This window comes from Luteibacter sp. UNCMF331Sha3.1 (genome assembly GCF_900109915.1).
In the GTDB taxonomy this organism is placed as follows: Bacteria; Pseudomonadota; Gammaproteobacteria; order Xanthomonadales; family Rhodanobacteraceae; genus Luteibacter.
The window spans coordinates 174,934-192,600 of sequence record NZ_FOBU01000002.1 but is presented as its reverse complement, the minus strand read 5'-3'; the positions used below and the strand labels follow the sequence as shown (position 1 = coordinate 192,600).

11 protein-coding genes are annotated in these 17,667 nt (G+C 67.3%); 3 read left to right on the top strand and 8 right to left on the bottom strand.

Annotation, left to right across the window (positions count from 1 at the left end):
* Positions 1-8: 8 nt before the first annotated feature.
* Positions 9-2,591: an ATP-dependent chaperone ClpB gene (clpB, locus tag BMX32_RS09110; RefSeq protein ID WP_089977671.1), complete on the bottom strand. Its 2,583-nt coding sequence runs from the start codon at positions 2,589-2,591 to the stop codon at positions 9-11.
* A 172-nt stretch (positions 2,592-2,763) separates the two neighbouring features.
* On the opposite strand from clpB, the gene otsB reads away from it, so the two are divergent.
* Complete coding sequence (gene otsB, locus BMX32_RS09105) at positions 2,764-3,546, top strand: trehalose-phosphatase (protein ID WP_244511483.1); 783 nt, start codon at positions 2,764-2,766, stop codon at positions 3,544-3,546.
* Entirely contained in the window at positions 3,543-4,958 is a 1,416-nt protein-coding gene (gene otsA / locus BMX32_RS09100) for an alpha,alpha-trehalose-phosphate synthase (UDP-forming) (RefSeq protein ID WP_089977667.1), read from the top strand. Before otsB ends, otsA begins: the two co-directional genes overlap by 4 nt.
* A gap of 97 nt (positions 4,959-5,055) precedes the next feature.
* Here the strand turns inward: otsA and pgeF are convergent, their stop codons facing one another.
* Positions 5,056-5,796: a peptidoglycan editing factor PgeF gene (gene pgeF, locus BMX32_RS09095; RefSeq protein ID WP_089977662.1), complete on the bottom strand. Its 741-nt coding sequence runs from the start codon at positions 5,794-5,796 to the stop codon at positions 5,056-5,058.
* A 1-nt stretch (position 5,797) separates the two neighbouring features.
* Entirely contained in the window at positions 5,798-6,772 is a 975-nt protein-coding gene (rluD, locus tag BMX32_RS09090) for a 23S rRNA pseudouridine(1911/1915/1917) synthase RluD (RefSeq protein ID WP_089977659.1), read from the bottom strand.
* A 69-nt stretch (positions 6,773-6,841) separates the two neighbouring features.
* Here rluD and BMX32_RS09085 point away from each other — a divergent pair, with 69 nt between their 5' ends.
* The gene (locus BMX32_RS09085) at positions 6,842-7,669 is read left to right on the top strand and encodes an outer membrane protein assembly factor BamD (RefSeq protein ID WP_089977655.1); all 828 of its coding nucleotides are present in this window, start codon (positions 6,842-6,844) and stop codon (positions 7,667-7,669) included.
* A gap of 68 nt (positions 7,670-7,737) precedes the next feature.
* Here the strand turns inward: BMX32_RS09085 and BMX32_RS09080 are convergent, their stop codons facing one another.
* The 5 genes from BMX32_RS09080 to BMX32_RS09060 all read right to left on the bottom strand — a co-directional run bounded on the left by BMX32_RS09080 (position 7,738) and on the right by BMX32_RS09060 (position 17,469).
* Positions 7,738-9,354 (bottom strand): NAD+ synthase, encoded by a 1,617-nt coding sequence (locus BMX32_RS09080; protein ID WP_089977650.1) that lies wholly within the window; start codon positions 9,352-9,354, stop codon positions 7,738-7,740.
* A gap of 196 nt (positions 9,355-9,550) precedes the next feature.
* Positions 9,551-10,270 carry a M15 family metallopeptidase gene (locus BMX32_RS09075; RefSeq protein ID WP_089980147.1) on the bottom strand — a complete coding sequence of 240 codons (720 nt, stop codon included), beginning with the start codon at positions 10,268-10,270 and terminating at the stop codon, positions 9,551-9,553.
* Entirely contained in the window at positions 10,209-12,851 is a 2,643-nt protein-coding gene (locus tag BMX32_RS19055; protein ID WP_343123854.1) for a membrane dipeptidase, read from the bottom strand. Before BMX32_RS19055 ends, BMX32_RS09075 begins: the two co-directional genes overlap by 62 nt.
* A gap of 104 nt (positions 12,852-12,955) precedes the next feature.
* On the bottom strand, positions 12,956-15,928 hold the full coding sequence (locus BMX32_RS09065; protein ID WP_244511482.1) for a TonB-dependent receptor: 2,973 nt from the start codon (positions 15,926-15,928) through the stop codon (positions 12,956-12,958).
* 74 nt (positions 15,929-16,002) lie between these two features.
* Entirely contained in the window at positions 16,003-17,469 is a 1,467-nt protein-coding gene (locus BMX32_RS09060) for a transglutaminase-like domain-containing protein (RefSeq protein WP_089977645.1), read from the bottom strand.
* Positions 17,470-17,667: the final 198 nt, after the last annotated feature.

Sequence of the window (17,667 nt, the reverse complement as noted above, 5' to 3'; positions counted from 1 at the left end):
CCATTCGATCAGGCCGCGACGAAGCTCAGGTGGTTGCCATCGGAATCCACCTTCACCGTCTGCCCGGGCGAGAACGCGCCCTGCAGGATCCGCTGCGCCAGTGGGTTCTCCAGCTGCTGCTGGATCGCGCGCTTCAGCGGACGGGCGCCGTACACCGGATCGAATCCCGCGCTGCCCAGCTGGTCGAGTGCCGCGTCGGTGACCTCAAGGCCCAGCTGGCGGTCGGCGAGCCGACGCGCGAGGTAGTCGAGCTGGATGCGTGCGATCGAACGGATCTGACGCTTGTCGAGCGGACGGAACACCACCAGGTCGTCCAGGCGGTTGATGAACTCCGGACGGAAGTGCGCCTGCACGACGCCGAGCACCGACGCCTTCATCTGCATGTAGTCGGCCTCGCTGTCGCCCGCCTGCTCCTGGATCAGATTCGAGCCGAGGTTCGACGTCATCACGATGACCGTGTTGCGGAAGTCCACCGTGCGACCCTGACCGTCGGTGAGGCGACCATCGTCGAGCACCTGCAGCAGGATATTGAACACATCCGGGTGAGCCTTCTCGACCTCGTCGAGCAAAATCACACTGTAGGGACGACGGCGCACCGCTTCGGTGAGATAACCGCCTTCTTCGTAGCCGACGTACCCCGGAGGCGCGCCGACCAGACGGCTCACGGAGTGCTTCTCCATGAACTCGCTCATGTCGATGCGGACCATCGCGTCCTGCGTATCGAAGAGGAAATCGGCCAGCGCCTTGCACAGCTCCGTCTTGCCGACGCCGGTGGGCCCGAGGAAAAGGAACGAACCGTACGGCCGATTCGGATCCGATAGCCCCGCGCGCGCGCGACGGATGGCGTCGGACACGGCACGGACCGCTTCTTCCTGGCCCACGACGCGCTGGTGCAGCGCGCTCTCCATCTGCAGCAGTTTCTCGCGCTCGCCTTCGAGCATCTTCGCGACCGGAATGCCCGTCCAGCGCGCGACCACTTCCGCGATTTCCTCGGCCGTGACGCGATCCTGCAGCAGCGTGAAATCCTGCTTCTCGGCCTGCTGCGCGGCGGCGAGCTGCGCTTCCAGCGCAGGCAGGCGCCCGTACTGGATCTCGCTCATCGCGCCGTAATCCTGCCGCCGCTGCGCCGCCTCGAGGTCGAGGCGAGCCTGCTCGATCTGCTCCTTGATCTTCGTGGCTCCCTGCAGCGTCGCCTTCTCCGATTTCCACACTTCGTTGAGGTCGGAGAATTCGCGGTCGAGTTTTTCGATATCGGATTCCAGCGTGGCGAGGCGCTGCTTCGACTCGTCGTCCTGTTCCTTCTTCAGCATCTCGCGCTGGATCTTCAGCTGGATGAGCCGCCGCTCGAGGCGGTCGAGCTCTTCCGGCTTCGAATCGATTTCCATGCGGATGCGCGACGCCGCTTCGTCCATCAGGTCGATGGCCTTGTCGGGCAGCTGGCGATCGGGGATGTAACGCGCGGACAACGTCGCCGCGGCGACGATCGCGGGATCCGTGATCTCCACGCCGTGGTGCACGGCATAGCGCTCCTTCAGGCCACGCAGGATCGCGATCGTGTCTTCCACGCTCGGCTCGCCCACGTACACCTTCTGGAACCGGCGCTCGAGCGCGGCGTCCTTCTCGACGTACTTGCGGTACTCGTCGAGCGTGGTCGCGCCGATGCAATGCAGCTCGCCGCGCGCGAGCGCGGGCTTGAGCATGTTGCCGGCGTCCATGGCGCCATCGGCCTTGCCCGCACCCACCATGGTGTGCAGCTCATCGATGAAGAGGATCACGCGACCCTCCTGCTTCGACAGGTCGTTGAGCACGCTCTTCAGGCGCTCCTCGAACTCACCGCGGAACTTGGCGCCCGCGATCAGTGCGCCCATGTCGAGCGAGAGCACGCGCTTGTCGCGAAGGCCTTCGGGCACCTCGCCGTTGACGATGCGCTGCGCGAGTCCTTCGACGATGGCGGTCTTGCCCACGCCCGGTTCGCCGATGAGCACGGGGTTGTTCTTCGTCCGGCGCTGCAGCACCTGGATCGTGCGCCGGATTTCCTCGTCGCGTCCGATCACGGGATCGAGCTTGCCGCTCTCCGCGCGCTCGGTGAGGTCGATCGTGTATTTCTCCAGCGCCTGGCGCTGTTCCTCGGCGTTCTCGGACTGCACCTTCTCGCCGCCGCGCAGTTTCTCGATGGCGGCTTCGATCCGCTCCTTCGTGGCGCCGGCCGCCTTCAGCGCACCGCCGATCTCGCCGCGGTCCTCGAGCGCCGCGAGCACGAACAGCTCGCTCGCGATGAACTGGTCGCCGCGCTGCTGCGCCAGCTTGTCGGTGAGGTTGAGCAGGCGATTGAGGTCGTTGCCCAGGTTGATGTGGCCTTCCTGCCCCGTGACGCGCGGAAGGCGCTCCAGGATCTCGCCCACGCGCTGGCGCAGCGCGGGCACGTTGACCTGTGCCTGGGTGAGCAAGGGGCCGGTCGAGCCGCCCTGCTGGTCGAGCAGCGCGGCTAGCAGGTGCGCCGGCTCGAGGATGTTGTTGTCGCGGCCCACGGCCAGCGACTGGGCGTCGGCCAGCGCCTGCTGGAAACGCGACGTCAGTTTGTCCATTCGCATTGAAAGGATCCTCCGAAGGTGATGGCGCGCCCCGGGCCCTCCCCGCGACCGCCTCTGCCCTTACAGATGCGGGTGAGACCGTTCGCGTTCAACGGTTCCTGGCGGTTCGACGCAGCGCTTTTTTCACGGTTCGGAAGGCATCCTGACAGGATCGACGCCCCCTGGAGCCATCGTGAACGCCGCCCGCGACACCCTGCCCGCCCCTCCCGTGGACCTGGTCACCCGCGACACCGCCCTTTTCCTCGACGCGGACGGCACGCTGCTCGCCTTCGCCGACGACCCCGACGCCGTTTTCGTCCCCGACGGCCTCCTCGCCACGCTCGATGCGCTGCACGACGCGCTCGGCGGGGCGATGGCCCTCGTCAGCGGCCGTGCCATCTCGGGCCTCGACCGCATTTTCGGCCGCTGCCTGTGGGCTGCCGCGGGCCAGCACGGGCTCGAGCGGCGCGACAGCGACGGCCGCCGCACGACCGAGCACGTCGACGAGGACGAATTGCGACGGCTGCGCCATGCCGTGCACGACCTCGCCGCCCTGCTGGGCGTGCGGGTCGAGGACAAGACGTGGTCGGTCGCGCTGCACTGCCGCGAGCACCCCGAGCGCGCCGACGAACTGGGCCGGATCGCGCCGGCGATCGTCCGCCGGTTTCCGGGGTTCGAGCTGCAACCGGGCAACTTCGTCTACGAGTTCAAACCGCGCGGCGTGGACAAGGGCGCGGCGGTCGCCGCCTTCCTCGCGTCGCCGCCGTTCCGGGGACGCCAACCGGTGTACCTGGGCGACGATCTCACGGACGAGCACGGGTTCGCGGCGGTCAACGAGCGCGGCGGCGCGTCGGTGCGCGTCGGTGCAAGAGAACCGTCACAGGCCATGTTCACATTGTCTAGCCCGGGCGATGTCCATGCTTGGCTGGATTCCGTGAAAGCCATCGTGACGCAAGGAGCCGCAAAGGAAAGATGAGCCGTCTAGTCGTCATATCGAACCGCGTCGCGCTGCCGAAACAGACGCAGACGGGTGGCCTGGCGTCCGCGATGAACGCGGCGCTGCAGGAAATGGGTGGGCTGTGGTTCGGCTGGAGCGGCAACATCGCCGCCGAGACGGGCAAGGAGCTGCACGAGGTCGAGGATGGCCACATCAGCTACGCCACGATCGACATGTCCAAGGCGGACCACGACGAGTACTACAGTGGCTTCGCCAACCGCGCCCTCTGGCCCCTGTTCCACTACCGCGGCGATCTGGTGGATTACCGCCGCGATCACCTCGAAGGCTACCTGCGCGTCAACCGTGCGTTCGCCAAGCGCGTGGCCAAGCTGATCCGCAAGGACGACATCGTCTGGGTGCACGATTACCACCTCATTCCGCTCGCCGCGATGCTGCGCGAACTCGGGATCGAGAACCGGATCGGATTCTTCCTCCACACGCCGCTGCCGGCGGCCGGCCTGCTGATCACCCTGCCGCGTCACCGCGAGCTGCTGGAGCCGCTGGCCTCCTACGACCTGGTGGGCGTGCACACGCAGCGCGACCTGCGTGCGCTCGAAGACTATTTCCTGCATGAACTCGGCGCGGCGATGCGCACGGGCGGCCGGATCCGCGCCGCGAACGGCCGTATCTTCCGCGCCGGCGTCTTCCCAATCAGCATCGACACGGCCGAGGCCGTGGAGCTCGCCCACCGTGCGGAAGACAGCGGCGCGGTCGCCAAGCTGCGGGCTTCCATCGACGACCGCTCGCTGATCATCGGCGTGGACCGGCTCGATTATTCGAAGGGCCTGCCGGAGCGGTTCGAGGGCTTCGCCCGCCTGCTGCGCGACCACAAGGACATGCGCGGGCGCGTGTCGCTGTTGCAGATCGCGCCGCCGTCGCGCTCCGACGTGCCCGAATACCGTTCGCTGCGTCGCGAACTGGAGCGCAGCGCGGGGCACATCAACGGCCAGTACGCCGAGCCGGACTGGGTGCCCATCCGCTATGTCAACAAGTCCTTCGGGCACAAGGTGCTGGCCGGCTACTTCCGTGTCGCCAAGGTCGGCCTCGTCACGCCCCTGCGCGACGGCATGAACCTCGTGGCGAAGGAATACGTGGCCTGCCAGGACCCGCAGGACCCGGGCGTGCTGGTGCTCTCGCGATTCGCGGGCGCCGCGCAGGAGCTCGACGCCGCGCTGCTCGTGAACCCGTCCGACCTGGACGAAGTGTCCGACGCGCTGAAACGCGCGCTGGAAATGCCGTTGAAGGAGCGCCGGATGCGCTGGCAGTCGATGATGGACGTGCTGGAACGCAACGACATCACCACGTGGCGCAACGCCTTCCTGCAGGCCCTCACCGAGCCGGCGCGAGTGAAGCCGGAAATCTACGTGCCCACGCCGATGACGGCACCCTGAGAACAGCGGCTTCGCCGCATCGCCAGCAGGCTGGCTCCCACCCCCGGATGGCGACGGCCCGGTGGGAGCCAGCCTGCTGGCGATCGGGTGTCTCGAATTACCGCGTCCAGATCACCGACGCGAACCGCCCGCTCGCCGCGCCGTCGCGGCGGTAGGAATAGAGCCGCCCGTCGCGGAACGTATCGAACCCGCCGCCCGAGACCTGCCCGACGCCGACGGCGGCCAGCCGCCGTCGCGCCAGCACGTAGAGATCGCAGAGCCAGTGTCCGGGACGCGTGGGCGTGAACGCGCCCGCGGCCTCCGCGTCGCCCGATACGAACGCGGCACGCACTTCCTCGCCCACCTCGTACGACGGCCCACCGATCGCCGGCCCGAGCCAGGCATGGAGGGTCGACGGATCGGCCTCCATCCGCGCCACGGTATGTTCGAGCACCCCGCCGGCCAGCCCGCGCCAGCCCGCGTGGGCCGCGCCGATGGTGCCGCCGTCGTCCGTCGCGAACAGCACCGGCAGACAATCGGCGGTGAGGATCGCCAGCGCCTTGCCGGGGCCGCGGGCCACGGCCGCGTCCGCGACGGGCTCGTCGGCAAACGCGGCGGAGGCGTCCGCGACGTCCGTGCCGTGCACCTGGCGCAGCCACAGCGGCCGTTCGGGCAGGTGCAGGGCCAGCGACAGCGCCTCGCGGTTCGCCACGACGGCGGCCACATCGTCGCCGGAGCGCAGCCCGAGGTTCAGCCGGTCGTACGGCGCGACGGAAACCCCGGGGCCCAGCCGGGTGGACACGGCGGCCCCGACGGATGCCGGAGCCTGCCAGTCGGGGACGATCCACGTCTCGCCCACGTCAGTCCTCGATGGGATGCAGGGCGGTGTCGGCCCGCAGCGCCTCGATCAGTGCTTCCTGATCCGCCGGACGCGGGGTCTCGAAGGTCAGGTACTCGCCCGTGATCGGGTGCTCGAACGCCAGCTTCTCGGCGTGAAGCGCCTGGCGGCGGAACCCGCGGAGCGTGTCGATGAGCTCCTGGCTGGCACCACGCGGCAGGCGCAGGCCGTTGCCGTAGAGCTGGTCGCCCACCAGCGGATGGCCCAGGTGCGCCATGTGCACTCGGATCTGATGGGTACGGCCCGTCTCCAGATTGCACTGGATGACGCTGTGGGCGCGGAAGCGCTCGCGGACGCGGTAATGGGTCACCGCCTCCTTGCCGCCATCCTCCACGTCGCGCACGCCCTGCTTCAGGCGGTCATGCTGGTGCCGGCCGATCGGCTGGTCCACCGTGCCGCCCGCCACCATGGTGCCGAGCACCACGGCCTCGTACTGGCGGTGCACGTCGTGCCGGGACAGCATGGCCACCAGCGCCGTATGGGCCGCGATGCTCTTGGCCACGACCATCAGGCCCGCCGTGTCCTTGTCCAGACGATGCACGATGCCGCCGCGCGGCAGCTCGGCCAGGCTAGGGCTGTGGTGGAGCAGCGCGTTCAGCAGCGTGCCCGCCGGATTGCCGGCCCCGGGGTGCACGACGAGCCCCACGGGCTTGTCGATCACCATGAGGTCGTCGTCCTCGAAGCGGATGTCCAGGGCGATGTCTTCCGGCTGGGCGTGGACCTCGGTGGCCAGCTCGGCCTCCAGCTCCACCCGCTCGCCGCCCCGCAGCAGCTGCCGCGGGGCCGCCGGAGCCCCGTCCAGCAACACCTTGCCCTCCTTGATCCAGCCCGTCAGGCGGGATCGGGAGTAATCGGGGAACATCTCGGCCAGCGACTGGTCGAAACGCCGACCTGCCGCCGCCACGGGGACCGTGGCCTCATGTCGTACCGTTGTCATAGCGCCTCGCCCGGCCCACGGCCGGTTTCGGCTATCATGCCGTTTCGCTCAAGCATCCGAACTCTCTCAATGCGTGCAACCAAGATCACCATTCTGCTCGTCCTCGCGCTGTCGATGAGCGCCTGCTCGATGTTCCGCAGCAAGAAGGAGACGATCGACACGATGCCGGTCGACCGGCTCTACGCCAACGCTCACAACTCGCTGGAGCACTCCGATTACGCCGCGGCCGAAAAGGCCTACGAGCGTCTGATCGCGCGCTTCCCGTCGGGCGACATCAACGAGCAGTCCCAGATCGAACTGGCTTACGCGCAGTACAAAGACAACAAGCCGGACGACGCTTATTCCACGATCAACCGCTTCATCAAGACGTTTCCGACCCACAAGCATGCAGATTATGCCTATTACCTGCGCGGTCTGATCAATTTCGACCGTACGGGCGGCCTGATCGAGCGTTACCTGCAGCGTGGCGACGGCGCCCAGACCCGCCGCGACCAGGGTTTCAACCTGACCGCGTTCGACGATTTCAGCCAGCTCACGCGTCGTTACCCGAACAGCGCGTACGCCACCGATGCCCGCCAGCGCATGATCTACCTGCGCAACCAGCTGGCCCGGTTCGAGATCAACGTGGCCGAGTACTACCTGCGGACAAAGTCGTACATCGCCTCGGCCAACCGCTCGCAGTACGTGATCGAGCACTACCAGCAGTCGCCGGCCACGGCCGACGCGCTGGCCATCCTGACCCGCAGCTACATCGCCCTGGATCGCCAGCCGCTCGCCGAGCAGACCCGCCAGGTGCTGGCCCTGAACTACCCGGGCCACCCGTACCTGACCGACGCGAACTGGCCTCACCACCCGTCGATCTGGCGCAAGGCGATCCCGTTCTCGGGTCACCACTAAGAAAAAGCCGGCGAAAGCCGGCTTTTTTGTGCTTCTGGTGGGAGCCAGCCTGCTGGCTCCCACCGAACCTACCGCCACCCGGACGTGATCGGATAGCGCCGCTCGCGCCCGAAGGCCTTCGTGGTCACCCGCGGGCCGGGGGCCGACTGGCGGCGCTTGAACTCGTTGACGAACACCATCCGGATCACGCGGCGCACGGTCGCGTCGTCATAGCCGGCGGCCACGATGTCGTCCGCCGAGGCCTCGCCCTCGATGAAATGCTCCAGGATGCCGTCGAGCACGTCGTAAGGCGGCAGCGAGTCCTGGTCGGTCTGCTCGTGGCGCAGCTCGGCGGACGGCGGGCGGTCGATCACCGCGAGCGGAATCGCGCCGTCGATGGCCGCGCGCCAGCGCGACAGGTCGTACACCGTGGTCTTGTAGAGATCCTTGAGGGGCGCGTACGCGCCGCACATGTCGCCGTAGAGCGTGGCGTAGCCCACCGCCATTTCGCTCTTGTTGCCGGTGGACAGCAACAGGCGGCCCGTCTTGTTGGACATCGCCATCAGCAGCACGCCACGCGTGCGCGACTGCAGGTTTTCCTCGGTGATGTCCGGATCGCGCCCCTGGAACACCGGCGCGAGCGTGCCGGTGAAAGCCTGATAGATGCCTTCGATGGGGAGCACGTGGTATTCGACGCCGAGATGCTCGGCCTGCGCCTTCGCCTCGCGCAACGAGAGGTCCGACGTGTATTCGGTGGGCATCATCACCGCGGTGACCTTGTCCTTGCCCAACGCGTCGACCGCCATCGCGAGCGTCAGCGCCGAGTCGATGCCGCCGGACAGGCCCAGAAGCACGCCCGAGAAGTGGTTCTTGCCGATGTAGTCGCGAATGCCGCGCACGATGCCGGCGTACATGATCGCTTCGGGCGTCCGCGTGTCCGGTGCGGGCCAGTCGATCGCCGTCAGGCGCTTCGACGCGGTGTCGTACTCGACGGTGAGCAGCATCTCTTCGAACGAGGGCGCCCGCGCGACGACCTCGCCATCGGCCTGCACCAGCAGCGAGTGGCCGTCGAAGAGCAGGTCGTCCTGCCCGCCCACGAGGTTCACGTACGCGATGGGCACGCCGGTCTCCGTGGCACGGCGGCGCAGCAGTTCCTCGCGCGTGGCCGCTTGGCGGCGATCCCACGGCGACGCGTTGATGACCAGGATCAGTTCGGCGCCCGCTTCCGCGGCATGCGCGGCCGGCTCGGCTTCCCAGATGTCCTCGCAGATCAGCATGCCCACGCGCACGCCTTCGATGGTGAACACGCGCGTGGCCTCGCCGTGCTCGAAGTAACGTTTCTCGTCGAACACCGTGTAGTTGGGCAGCGCCTGCTTGTAGTAGGTCCATTCCAGCCGACCCTCTCGGATCAGCGACGCGGCGTTGTACACCACCCCCTTCGATTCGGGATGCCCGACGACGGCCGCGATGCCCTCGATACGCGGAGCCAGGTCCGCGAGTTCGCGTCCACAGGCCTCGAGGAAGCTCGGGCGCTGGAGCAGGTCTTCGGGCGGGTAGCCGGAGAGCGTCAGTTCGGGGAAGGCGACGAGCGAGGCGACGAGCCTGTCGCGCGCCTCGGCGGCCAGCGCTTCGACGCGTTTCGCGTTCTGCGCGGTGGCGCCGACGGGGAAATCGAACTGGGCCAGGGCGAAGCGGAACGTGGACATGCGGGGGCCATGGGTCGCGATGGGGATGCGCCATGATAAGGCATCGGGCGGCGGAGCCCGGTGGGAGCCAGCCTGCTGGCGATGGGTGCTTGCCGCGAGCACCCTTCGCCAGCAGGCTGGCTCCCACCGGGTCGTCGCGACGATGTCGCGCACGCGGCGAGGACCACGGAACACAGGATCATCGCGACGCGCATGCTCACTCCACGGGAACGTCGTAAAGGGTGTCGGCGGCCGCGGCGGCGGGCAGCGAGTAATGCCACCATTCCTGCGGGTAGTTGACGAAACCCTGCGCGGCCATGGCGCGGACCAGCCGCTGGCGATTCGCGCGCTGCGCCGCATCGATGCCAGGGTCGTCGGTATGCGCGCGGGGATCGAAGAAGTCGAAATCGGTGCCCATGTCCAGCGGCACGCAACGGCCCGCCCTGCAGCGCATCAGGGTCAGGTCGACCGTCGCGCCGCGACTGTGGCCCGACACCGGCGCGATGTACTCGCCCAGCAGCGCGTCCTTGCCGAGGTTCGGATAGTGGGCGGCTTTCGTCGACGTATCCGACAGGTCGCCTGCCCAGCGCACGAACGCCGCGACGGCACGTGCCGGCCGGTAGCAGTCCCAGATGCGTAACGCGTAGCCATCCGTGCGCAAGGCGCGCTCCACACGCGCCAGCGCGTCGGCGGCCGCGGTGCGCAGGAAGCATCGGGGCGCGCGATAGCCATCGACGACGGCTCCGGTGAAGTTGTCCGGGCCCGCGTAACGAAGGTCTTCCGCGATATCGGGCACGAGGGTGCGGATGTCGGTCAGCCCCGCCTCCGCCGGCGTGCGCGCCGCCGACACCTTCGGTGCCTCGGCGGCGTGAGCGCTAAGGGCAAGCGCGAACACGAGTGAAAGACAGGTCTTCGAAGTCGTTACTGAAATCGGCATCGGGATCGACCTTGGTGAGTGTCAGGTGGTCCGGTGCGGCTAGATCGAGCCACGGCTCGGCGTCCATCCGCGCGTCCTGCCACTGTACGAGGAATCGATCGCCCACACGCTGCAGCGTGCCGGTCATGGCCGGCGATCGCGCCGACGCGAAGCGGATGCCGGCTTTCGCCGGGCATATCGTCACGTCGCCGAACCACGGATCGCGCCAGACGCCGAGCATCGGCGACGCGTTCGCCATCGTCGCCGCTTCGCGCGACGCGGTATCGGGTGCCCGCGACGTGCCCGGCGCGGACGCCTCCGCCGCGATGCGATCGGCGTACTCGCCTACCGTGTGTCTTTCGCCCGGCGCGGTAAATCGCTTCAGCAACGTTTCGGCGAGCGCGTCGCGCGCGTCTTCGCCGCCACCGTTCATCATGATCACGAAGCCGCTGCGCCGCTCGGGCAACAGGCTCACTGTCGAATACATGCCGGACAACGTGCCCGTGTGCGAGACGCTCCACTGACCGTCGACGTCGGCCAGGCGCCAGCCGTAGCCGTATCCGTAGAGATGCGTGTCGTTCCACGCCTTGCGTCGCGCGCCGACCGGCATCGGATTCTGGATCGACCAGAGCGGCTCGCGATGGGCGGCGTCGAGCCACGCCAGCTGGGCGGCGTCCGGCGCCAGCCAGTTGCCCGCCCAGCGCAGCATGTCGTCGAGGTCGCAGCGCACGCCACCGGCGGCCGCCGACGTGATCGCCGGCACCGCCGGCGGGTCCGCATGGATCACGACGTTGCGATCCCTGGTGCGATCGTGCGGCTGCGCCACGTTGCCGACGCCGTCACGCGACCAGCGCCCGACCTGGCAGCGCGACAGCCCCAGCGGCCCGAACACCTCGCGCCGCATCAGGTCTTCGTACGACGCACCACCCGCGGCCGCCGCGACCTCGCCCGCGACGACGTACAGCAGGTTGTCGTACGCGTAGTGCGAGCGAAAACTGTGCTGGAACCGCAGGTGCGCCAGCCCGGCGAGGATGTCCGCGCGGGTGAAGCCATTCGGTTCCGGCCAGAGCATGAGGTCGCCCGCGCCTTCGCGCAGGCCGCTGTTGTGGATCACGAGGTCGCGCACCTGGATCTGTCGCGTCACCCACGGATCGCTCATCCGGAAATCCGGCAGGTACGTCGTCACCGGATCGTCCCAGCGCAGCTTGCCGGCCGCGACCAGCCGCGCCAGCAGCGCCGTCGTCATCGCCTTGCTGTTCGAGGCGATCTTGAACAACGTCTGGCCGTCGACCTTGCGGCCCGACCCTGCCGCGAGCTCGCCGGCGGTGCGCGTATAGACGACCCGACCGTCGTCGATCACGCCGACGGCGATACCGGGAATCGCGTAGCGCGCGATGGCCTCGTCGACCAGCGCATCGAACGACGCCGACGACGCCGCCTCGTCGGCGGCCCAGACGCGCAGGAGGTTGCCGCCCCAGAGCTTCGCGATGTCCGCCTTGCCGAAGCCGCGAGCCTCGAGCCCCGCCGTGACGTTGCGCGTCTCCGACGCGTCGCGCCAGCCCGTCACCTCGCCACCGCCGTCGAAGTCGGACGCGATACCGACATGGTCGATGCCCGCCACTTTCACCATGTGCTGGACGTGGTCGAGGAAATCGTCCAGCGTCGCCAGTGGATGTTCGCGCTGGATCGCCGCCATGCCATCGATGTACGACGGCAGGTAATCGTGCTTCTCGCTGTCGTATTCGCGATCACCCGCTTCCTTCACCACGCGATCCTGCAACGCCTTCTCGGCGGCCTCGCGTGCCGGATCCTTCTTCAGGAATTCCTTATAGGCCACCGCCTGCACGACACCGCCCTTCGCCGCGATCGCGCGGAGCAGGTCGTCGGGAAGATTGCGCGGGTGGTCGGTCACCGCCCGCGCGGACGAATGCGATCCGATCACCGGCGCGGTCGACAGCGCCAGCACGTCACGCACGCAGGCGTCCGACGCATGCGAGATATCGACCATCATGCCGAGCGCGTTCGCGCGGCGCACCACCTGCCGGCCGAAGGCAGTGAGGCCCGTATTGCTATCGGGTTTGTCCCCGAGTTTCTTCCTGGGCAGCGAGCTGCCGCACAGGTCGTTGTTGCCGACATGCGCGAGGCCGACGTACCGCGCCCCGCGCGCGTACGCCGCATCCAGCCGAGTGATGTCGTGCCCGAGCGAGTAGCCGTTCTCGATACCGATCATCGCCGAGAGGCGGCCCGCGGCCTTGTTCGCCCGTACGTCGTCGGGCGTGCGCGCGAGGCGTATCTGGTCGGGATAGCGTTTCAGCATCAGGTCGATCGCGTCGTACTTGCGCGCCGCCTGCGCCACCGCCTTCGCATAGCCGGCGGCATCGAGCGGCCCCTGCTCCACGTAGATCACGAAGAACGCGGCATCGAGGCCGCCTTTCCGCATCTTGGGCAGGTCGACCTTGAGCGGACCGTCCTTGCCGGCATCGAACTTCGGGTCGTGCATGTAAGACAGGGGGATGTCGACATGCGTGTCGAGGGTGAGCGGGTGGTCCTGGGCGTGGAGTGCCGGGGCAATCAGAAAAAGCAGCGGAAGAAGTTTTCTCAAGGTCGTGCCCGTCTGAATGTCAGGTGCGCTCTGGTGGGAGCCAGCCTGCTGGCGATGGGTGCTCGCGGCAAGCACCCATCGCCAGCAGGCTGGCTCCCACCGTCTTAGAAGTCGATCGACACCGTCAGCTGTCCGAACCGCGGCGACTGGAACCGCTGCGGTTGAAGGTACGTGGAATTGAGTCCGCCGACCGACGTCTGCAGATCCTGGTCGACGCCCAGCGTGCGCTGCTGGTTGAGCAGGTTGTACACGGCGAACTTCACGCGAAGGTTGTTCTTCTCGTCCAGCGGCAGCAGGTACGTGATGCTGGCGCCGAGGTTGAAGGTCCACGGCGTGCGCTTGTCGCCACGCGGCGACCGCTCGTACACGCGATTCTCCGAGACCGGATCGGCGCAGTTGTCCACGCAGATGAAGTAGCTGTGGTACACGGTGCCGTCGAACGGATTACCCACGCCATAGCCGGTGATCGGGCTACCCGAGAGCGCGGTCAGGTCGGCACCGACCTGCCACTGCGGCGTGATCGCATAGGTACCGCGCAGCTTGAACTGGTGACGGTGGTCGTTCGGCAGGTAACCGCCCGACAGGTTCACCCACGGGTCGTCGAAGTTCTCCGTGCGCCCCGTGTCGTCGAAGTTGGTATCCGAGTTGACAGGGCCTTCCGCGTTGCCGCGACTCCACGACAGCACGTACGAAGCATTGAACATCCACTTCTCGTCCCAGGCGCGGTCGACCTGGAACTCCAGCGAGCCGAACGTACGGCGTGGCTTCTTCCATCCGCGCTGGCCCAGGTAGTTCCCCTGGGCGTCGTACAAGGCCCAGCCCGCCTTCGACGTATCGATGTCGACGTAGCCGTCGGGGGTGCCGTCGCAGTTGGTGTCGCCGTAGACGGTGAGCTTGCGGCCCGGATTGCCCATCACATAGCCGATGTAGCCGTCGCCACCGCACTGCGGCGTGGCGCTGATCTCCATGTCGTCGATGGCGTTGTGCAGCTTGCGGTACGTGCCGCTGACGCCCCAGGACCACGTGTCGGTGATGGCCTGCTGGAAACCGAGGATCGCCTCGTCCTGATAGACCGAGTCCATGTTCCTGTCGACCTCGGCACGCAGGTCGCCGACGGTGCCGTCGCCCTGCGAATCGTCGACGGGTCCGATCTGCGGCCCGAGGATCGGCGTGGCGTACGGCTGTCCGTTGCGGTCGAGGATCTGGTAGCCGTTGAACGCGTAGTAGGTGCGCTGGTCGAGCAGACCGCCGGCCTGCTTGATGTTGATGACGTTGGCTACCGGCAGATAATAGCGACCGAGGTTGCCGAACACCTTCATCGAGCCGTCGCCCTTCAGGTCCCACGAGAACCCGAGGCGTGGCGCGATCATATTGTCCATCTTGATGTAGGTGGACCCTTCGCCCGTCTTGTTGTCGAAGGCGTCGCGACGGAGCCCCGCGTTGAGCAGGAAGTCCGGCGTGATGTTCCAGTTGTCCTCGACGTAGTACGCGTTGTTGGACGTCTCGAAGGTTCCTTCGATCTCGTAGCGGCGCGCACGCACGTAGGCGTTGTAGCCCGCCGGCACCACGCCGCCGTTCTCGATCGTCGAGCCCGGCGTGGTCGCGTAGATGTTGTAGTAGTACGACCCCGGACCCGGATAGCGCCGCGAATAGATGGACGTGTCCACCTCGTGGTCGTAGCCGAAGCGAACCACGTGGTCGCCGAGCGTCCACTCGAAATCGGCACGACCCTGCTTGCGGGTGTCGTTGCGCTTCTCGACCGCGGTGCTCGTGCTGCACCCCAGCGGAATGCCCGCGCCGGGCGTGGGTGCCGCGGAGGTCCGGGCCACCGGGTTGCAGTCGATGTCGGACTGGGCGCGAGTGAAGTCCTCGCGCTCGTTGCGGCCGTACATCAGCTTCATCGACAGGTCGTCGATCAGGTAACTGGTGAAGGTGCCGTTCCAGTTGCGGCCGCCGGTGTCGCTGGTGATCACGTCCTTGCGCGGGCTCTTGGTCCGCGCGTCGTAATCGTAGTTGTAGACGGAACCGAGGTTCTTGTTCTTGTCCGAGAAGGCCATGAACTCGAGGAGGTTCCTGTCGTTGATGTGCCAGTCGATCTTGGCGCCCCAGAAACCGGAGTCCGTATCGTTCTGGGTCAGCACCGTGCCGAGGTTGTCGGTGTTCTGCGGCGTGTAGCCACGCGCTTCGTACATGGCGAAGAAGAACAGCTTGTCCTTCACGATGGGACCCGACGCGTACACGTTCATCTTCGTGCGCGAGTAATGGTCTTCGGTCGCGGTGATGTAGCGCTCGCCATCCCAGTAACGGTTCTTCGTGGTGGCCTGCCACGCGCTGGGCTCGAACGTCATTTCCGCGCCGGCCTTGAACTCGTTGGTACCCGAGCGCGTGACCGCGTTGACGACACCGCCGGTCGTGCGCCCGAACTCGACGGAGTAGCCGCCGGTCTTGACCTGGAATTCCTGGTAGAACGCGAACGGCGCTTCCGAGAAGCCGTTACGGTTGTAGAAGTCCGTGACGTTGAGGCCGTTCACGTAGAACGAGTTCTCGGCCACCGACGAACCGCCGAACGAGATGCCGCCGAAGCTCGCGTTACCCTTGTTGACGCCCGGTGCCAGCAGCGCGACGGACGCGACGTTCTGGTCGACGGGCAGGCGCCGGATTTCTTCGCGACTGAGGTTGGTCGCCGTCTCGGTCGAGCTCACGTCCACCGCGGAGATGACGACGGGTGCGCTCACCGACACGCCCTCGAGTTCGGTGGTGGCCGACCCGCGGTCCACGAGGTTCACCGTGGTGGCGGTGCCGAGGCTGACGTTGACCGTCGTGGGCGACGCGACGGGCTTGCCGTCCTTGCTGCTCTCGAGCTGGTAACGGCCGATGGGCAGGAACGGAAAGCGGTAGCCGCCGTCGCTGTCCGCCGTCACCGTACGGGTGAGGCCGGTCGCCGGATCGCGAACCGTCACCGTGGCACCGGCTTTGGTGCGGCCAATGATCGAGCCGTCGGTGTTCGCGGCCGGTGCCGCGCCGGACATCGCAAGGCCGATACCGATGGCCATGCACAAGGCGCCGTGGCGCAGCATGCGCCGGTTCGTCCTGGTATACCCCATCTCCCCACTCCCATAAGATGATGTTTCGGGTTGTCGTGCGTCGCCGGTCAGCGGGTCGCGTCACCGCCCCCTCGCGGTGTGTCGACGCGATGCCACCGGAAGTCGTAGGTCCACTGATCGAAATACAGGTTCCCGCCCTTCCACTCGACCTCGCCACGTTGCGAGTCGACGGTTTCGGAACGGAACGACGATTTGGCTGGCACGAGCGGCCGCGACCAGTCGTCGTTGAAGGCGATGCGATAGGCGTCCAGCCCGCCGAGGTAGAACCACTCGAGGCGATCGTCGCCCGGTTTCGCGTTCGCGCCCGCCGCGAGGCGGCCGAACGTCACATCCATCGGCACCCAGCCGTACGGCGCCAGGTACACCTGGCCCCAGTCGTGGATGTTGTTGTACCTGCCGTCGGAAAAAATCCAGCCCGACTGCCAGCGGGCCGGTATGCCGTTGAGGCGAAGCAGCGTGATCAGCAACAGCGTCTGCTCGCCGCAATCGCCGTGGCCGGCGTGCAGCGTGTAGTCGCCGATGTTGGAGATCGTGGAGTACTCGCGCGCCCCCGCCCACGGGATCGTGTCCACGGCGGCGAACAGTTTCTGCGCGATGCGATACGGATTCGTCTCGTCGCCGACGATCTTCTTCGAGTACGCGCGCATCGCATCGGTGAACACCACGTGCGGCGCGCGCTCGGCGACGAACGGCGCCAGCGCCGGTGTGATGGGGGCGCGCACGACCTTCGCGGGGTCGATGTCGACGTAGCGCGCGTAGAGCGTCACTTCGTACGTAATGGAGAATTCGGTCGGCTTGCCGGCCACGGCCTTCTTCTCGAGATAGGCCGTGCGCTGCAGTGTGGACGCCGGCGCGATGTCGGCCCTGGCGGGCTCGCTGCCGATCAGGCGGATGTCTTCCTGCTGGCCCTCGATCGCACGCGGGTACGGAATCCAGGCGCGAACCGTCTCGCCAGCAGGCACCGCGTCCGCGTCGACGGTGAGGATCTGGGTGACCTCCTCCCGACGCGGCAGCACGCTGCTGGCGTGCCGTTCGAGCGCGGCGGCGCGCACCGCGCGATGATGGTCGTTGAGCACTTCGTTTGGGCCGTCGTCGAACGGCAGCTGTTCCTTGCGACGCGCACGCGCCTCCGCGCTCAGGCGGAAAAGATTCCCCGGCGCGCGCTTGAAGTAGAGCGTGCGCCCGTCGATCACCTGTTTCTCGAGCAGTCCCGCCGCGTCCCAACGCGCGAACTCGGCATCCGTGAGGTCGGGGATCTGCTTGCGCAGGCGGACCTTGACGGCGTCGGCGTCGAGCGTGAAATCGATGAGGATCCGACGCATGCGCTCGCGCTGGAACGCGAGGGCGGTGCGTTGGGCGGGTGTCAGGCCGGGTGTCGAAAGCCCCTCAGCGATGCAGGCTTCCGCGTCTTTGAAATGCCCGGCGTCGATGGCCGCGACAGGTGGGAGCCAGCCCGCTGGCGAAGGGTGCTCGCCGCAAGCACCCTTCGCCAGCAGGCTGGCTCCCACCGCCATCGGCGAGGCATCGGCGGGCGACGCAAAGGACGTCGCCGTCAGTACCCCCACCGCCAACGCGGCACGCCGGATCGAAAATCGTAAAGCCGCTTTCACCGTTCGGTATCCCCGATGCAACCGTGGTGGGTGGACGTGCGTCAGGGCTGTGTAACATGCTTGCAAAGCGCGGTCAATAATTTATGCTTCAGGCTAATTCGT

Bases quoted from the DNA above. Each gene is read 5' to 3' on its own strand.
- clpB (WP_089977671.1), bottom strand. From the start codon at position 2,591: ATGCGAATGGACAAACTGACGTCGCGTTTCCAGCAGGCGCTGGCCGAC.
- otsA (WP_089977667.1), top strand. From the start codon at position 3,543: ATGAGCCGTCTAGTCGTCATATCGAACCGCGTCGCGCTGCCGAAACAG.
- rluD (WP_089977659.1), bottom strand. From the start codon at position 6,772: ATGACAACGGTACGACATGAGGCCACGGTCCCCGTGGCGGCGGCAGGT.
- BMX32_RS09085 (WP_089977655.1), top strand. From the start codon at position 6,842: ATGCGTGCAACCAAGATCACCATTCTGCTCGTCCTCGCGCTGTCGATG.
- BMX32_RS09080 (WP_089977650.1), bottom strand. From the start codon at position 9,354: ATGTCCACGTTCCGCTTCGCCCTGGCCCAGTTCGATTTCCCCGTCGGC.
- BMX32_RS09075 (WP_089980147.1), bottom strand. From the start codon at position 10,270: ATGCCGATTTCAGTAACGACTTCGAAGACCTGTCTTTCACTCGTGTTC.
- BMX32_RS09065 (WP_244511482.1), bottom strand. From the start codon at position 15,928: ATGCTGCGCCACGGCGCCTTGTGCATGGCCATCGGTATCGGCCTTGCG.
- BMX32_RS09060 (WP_089977645.1), bottom strand. From the start codon at position 17,469: ATGGCGGTGGGAGCCAGCCTGCTGGCGAAGGGTGCTTGCGGCGAGCAC.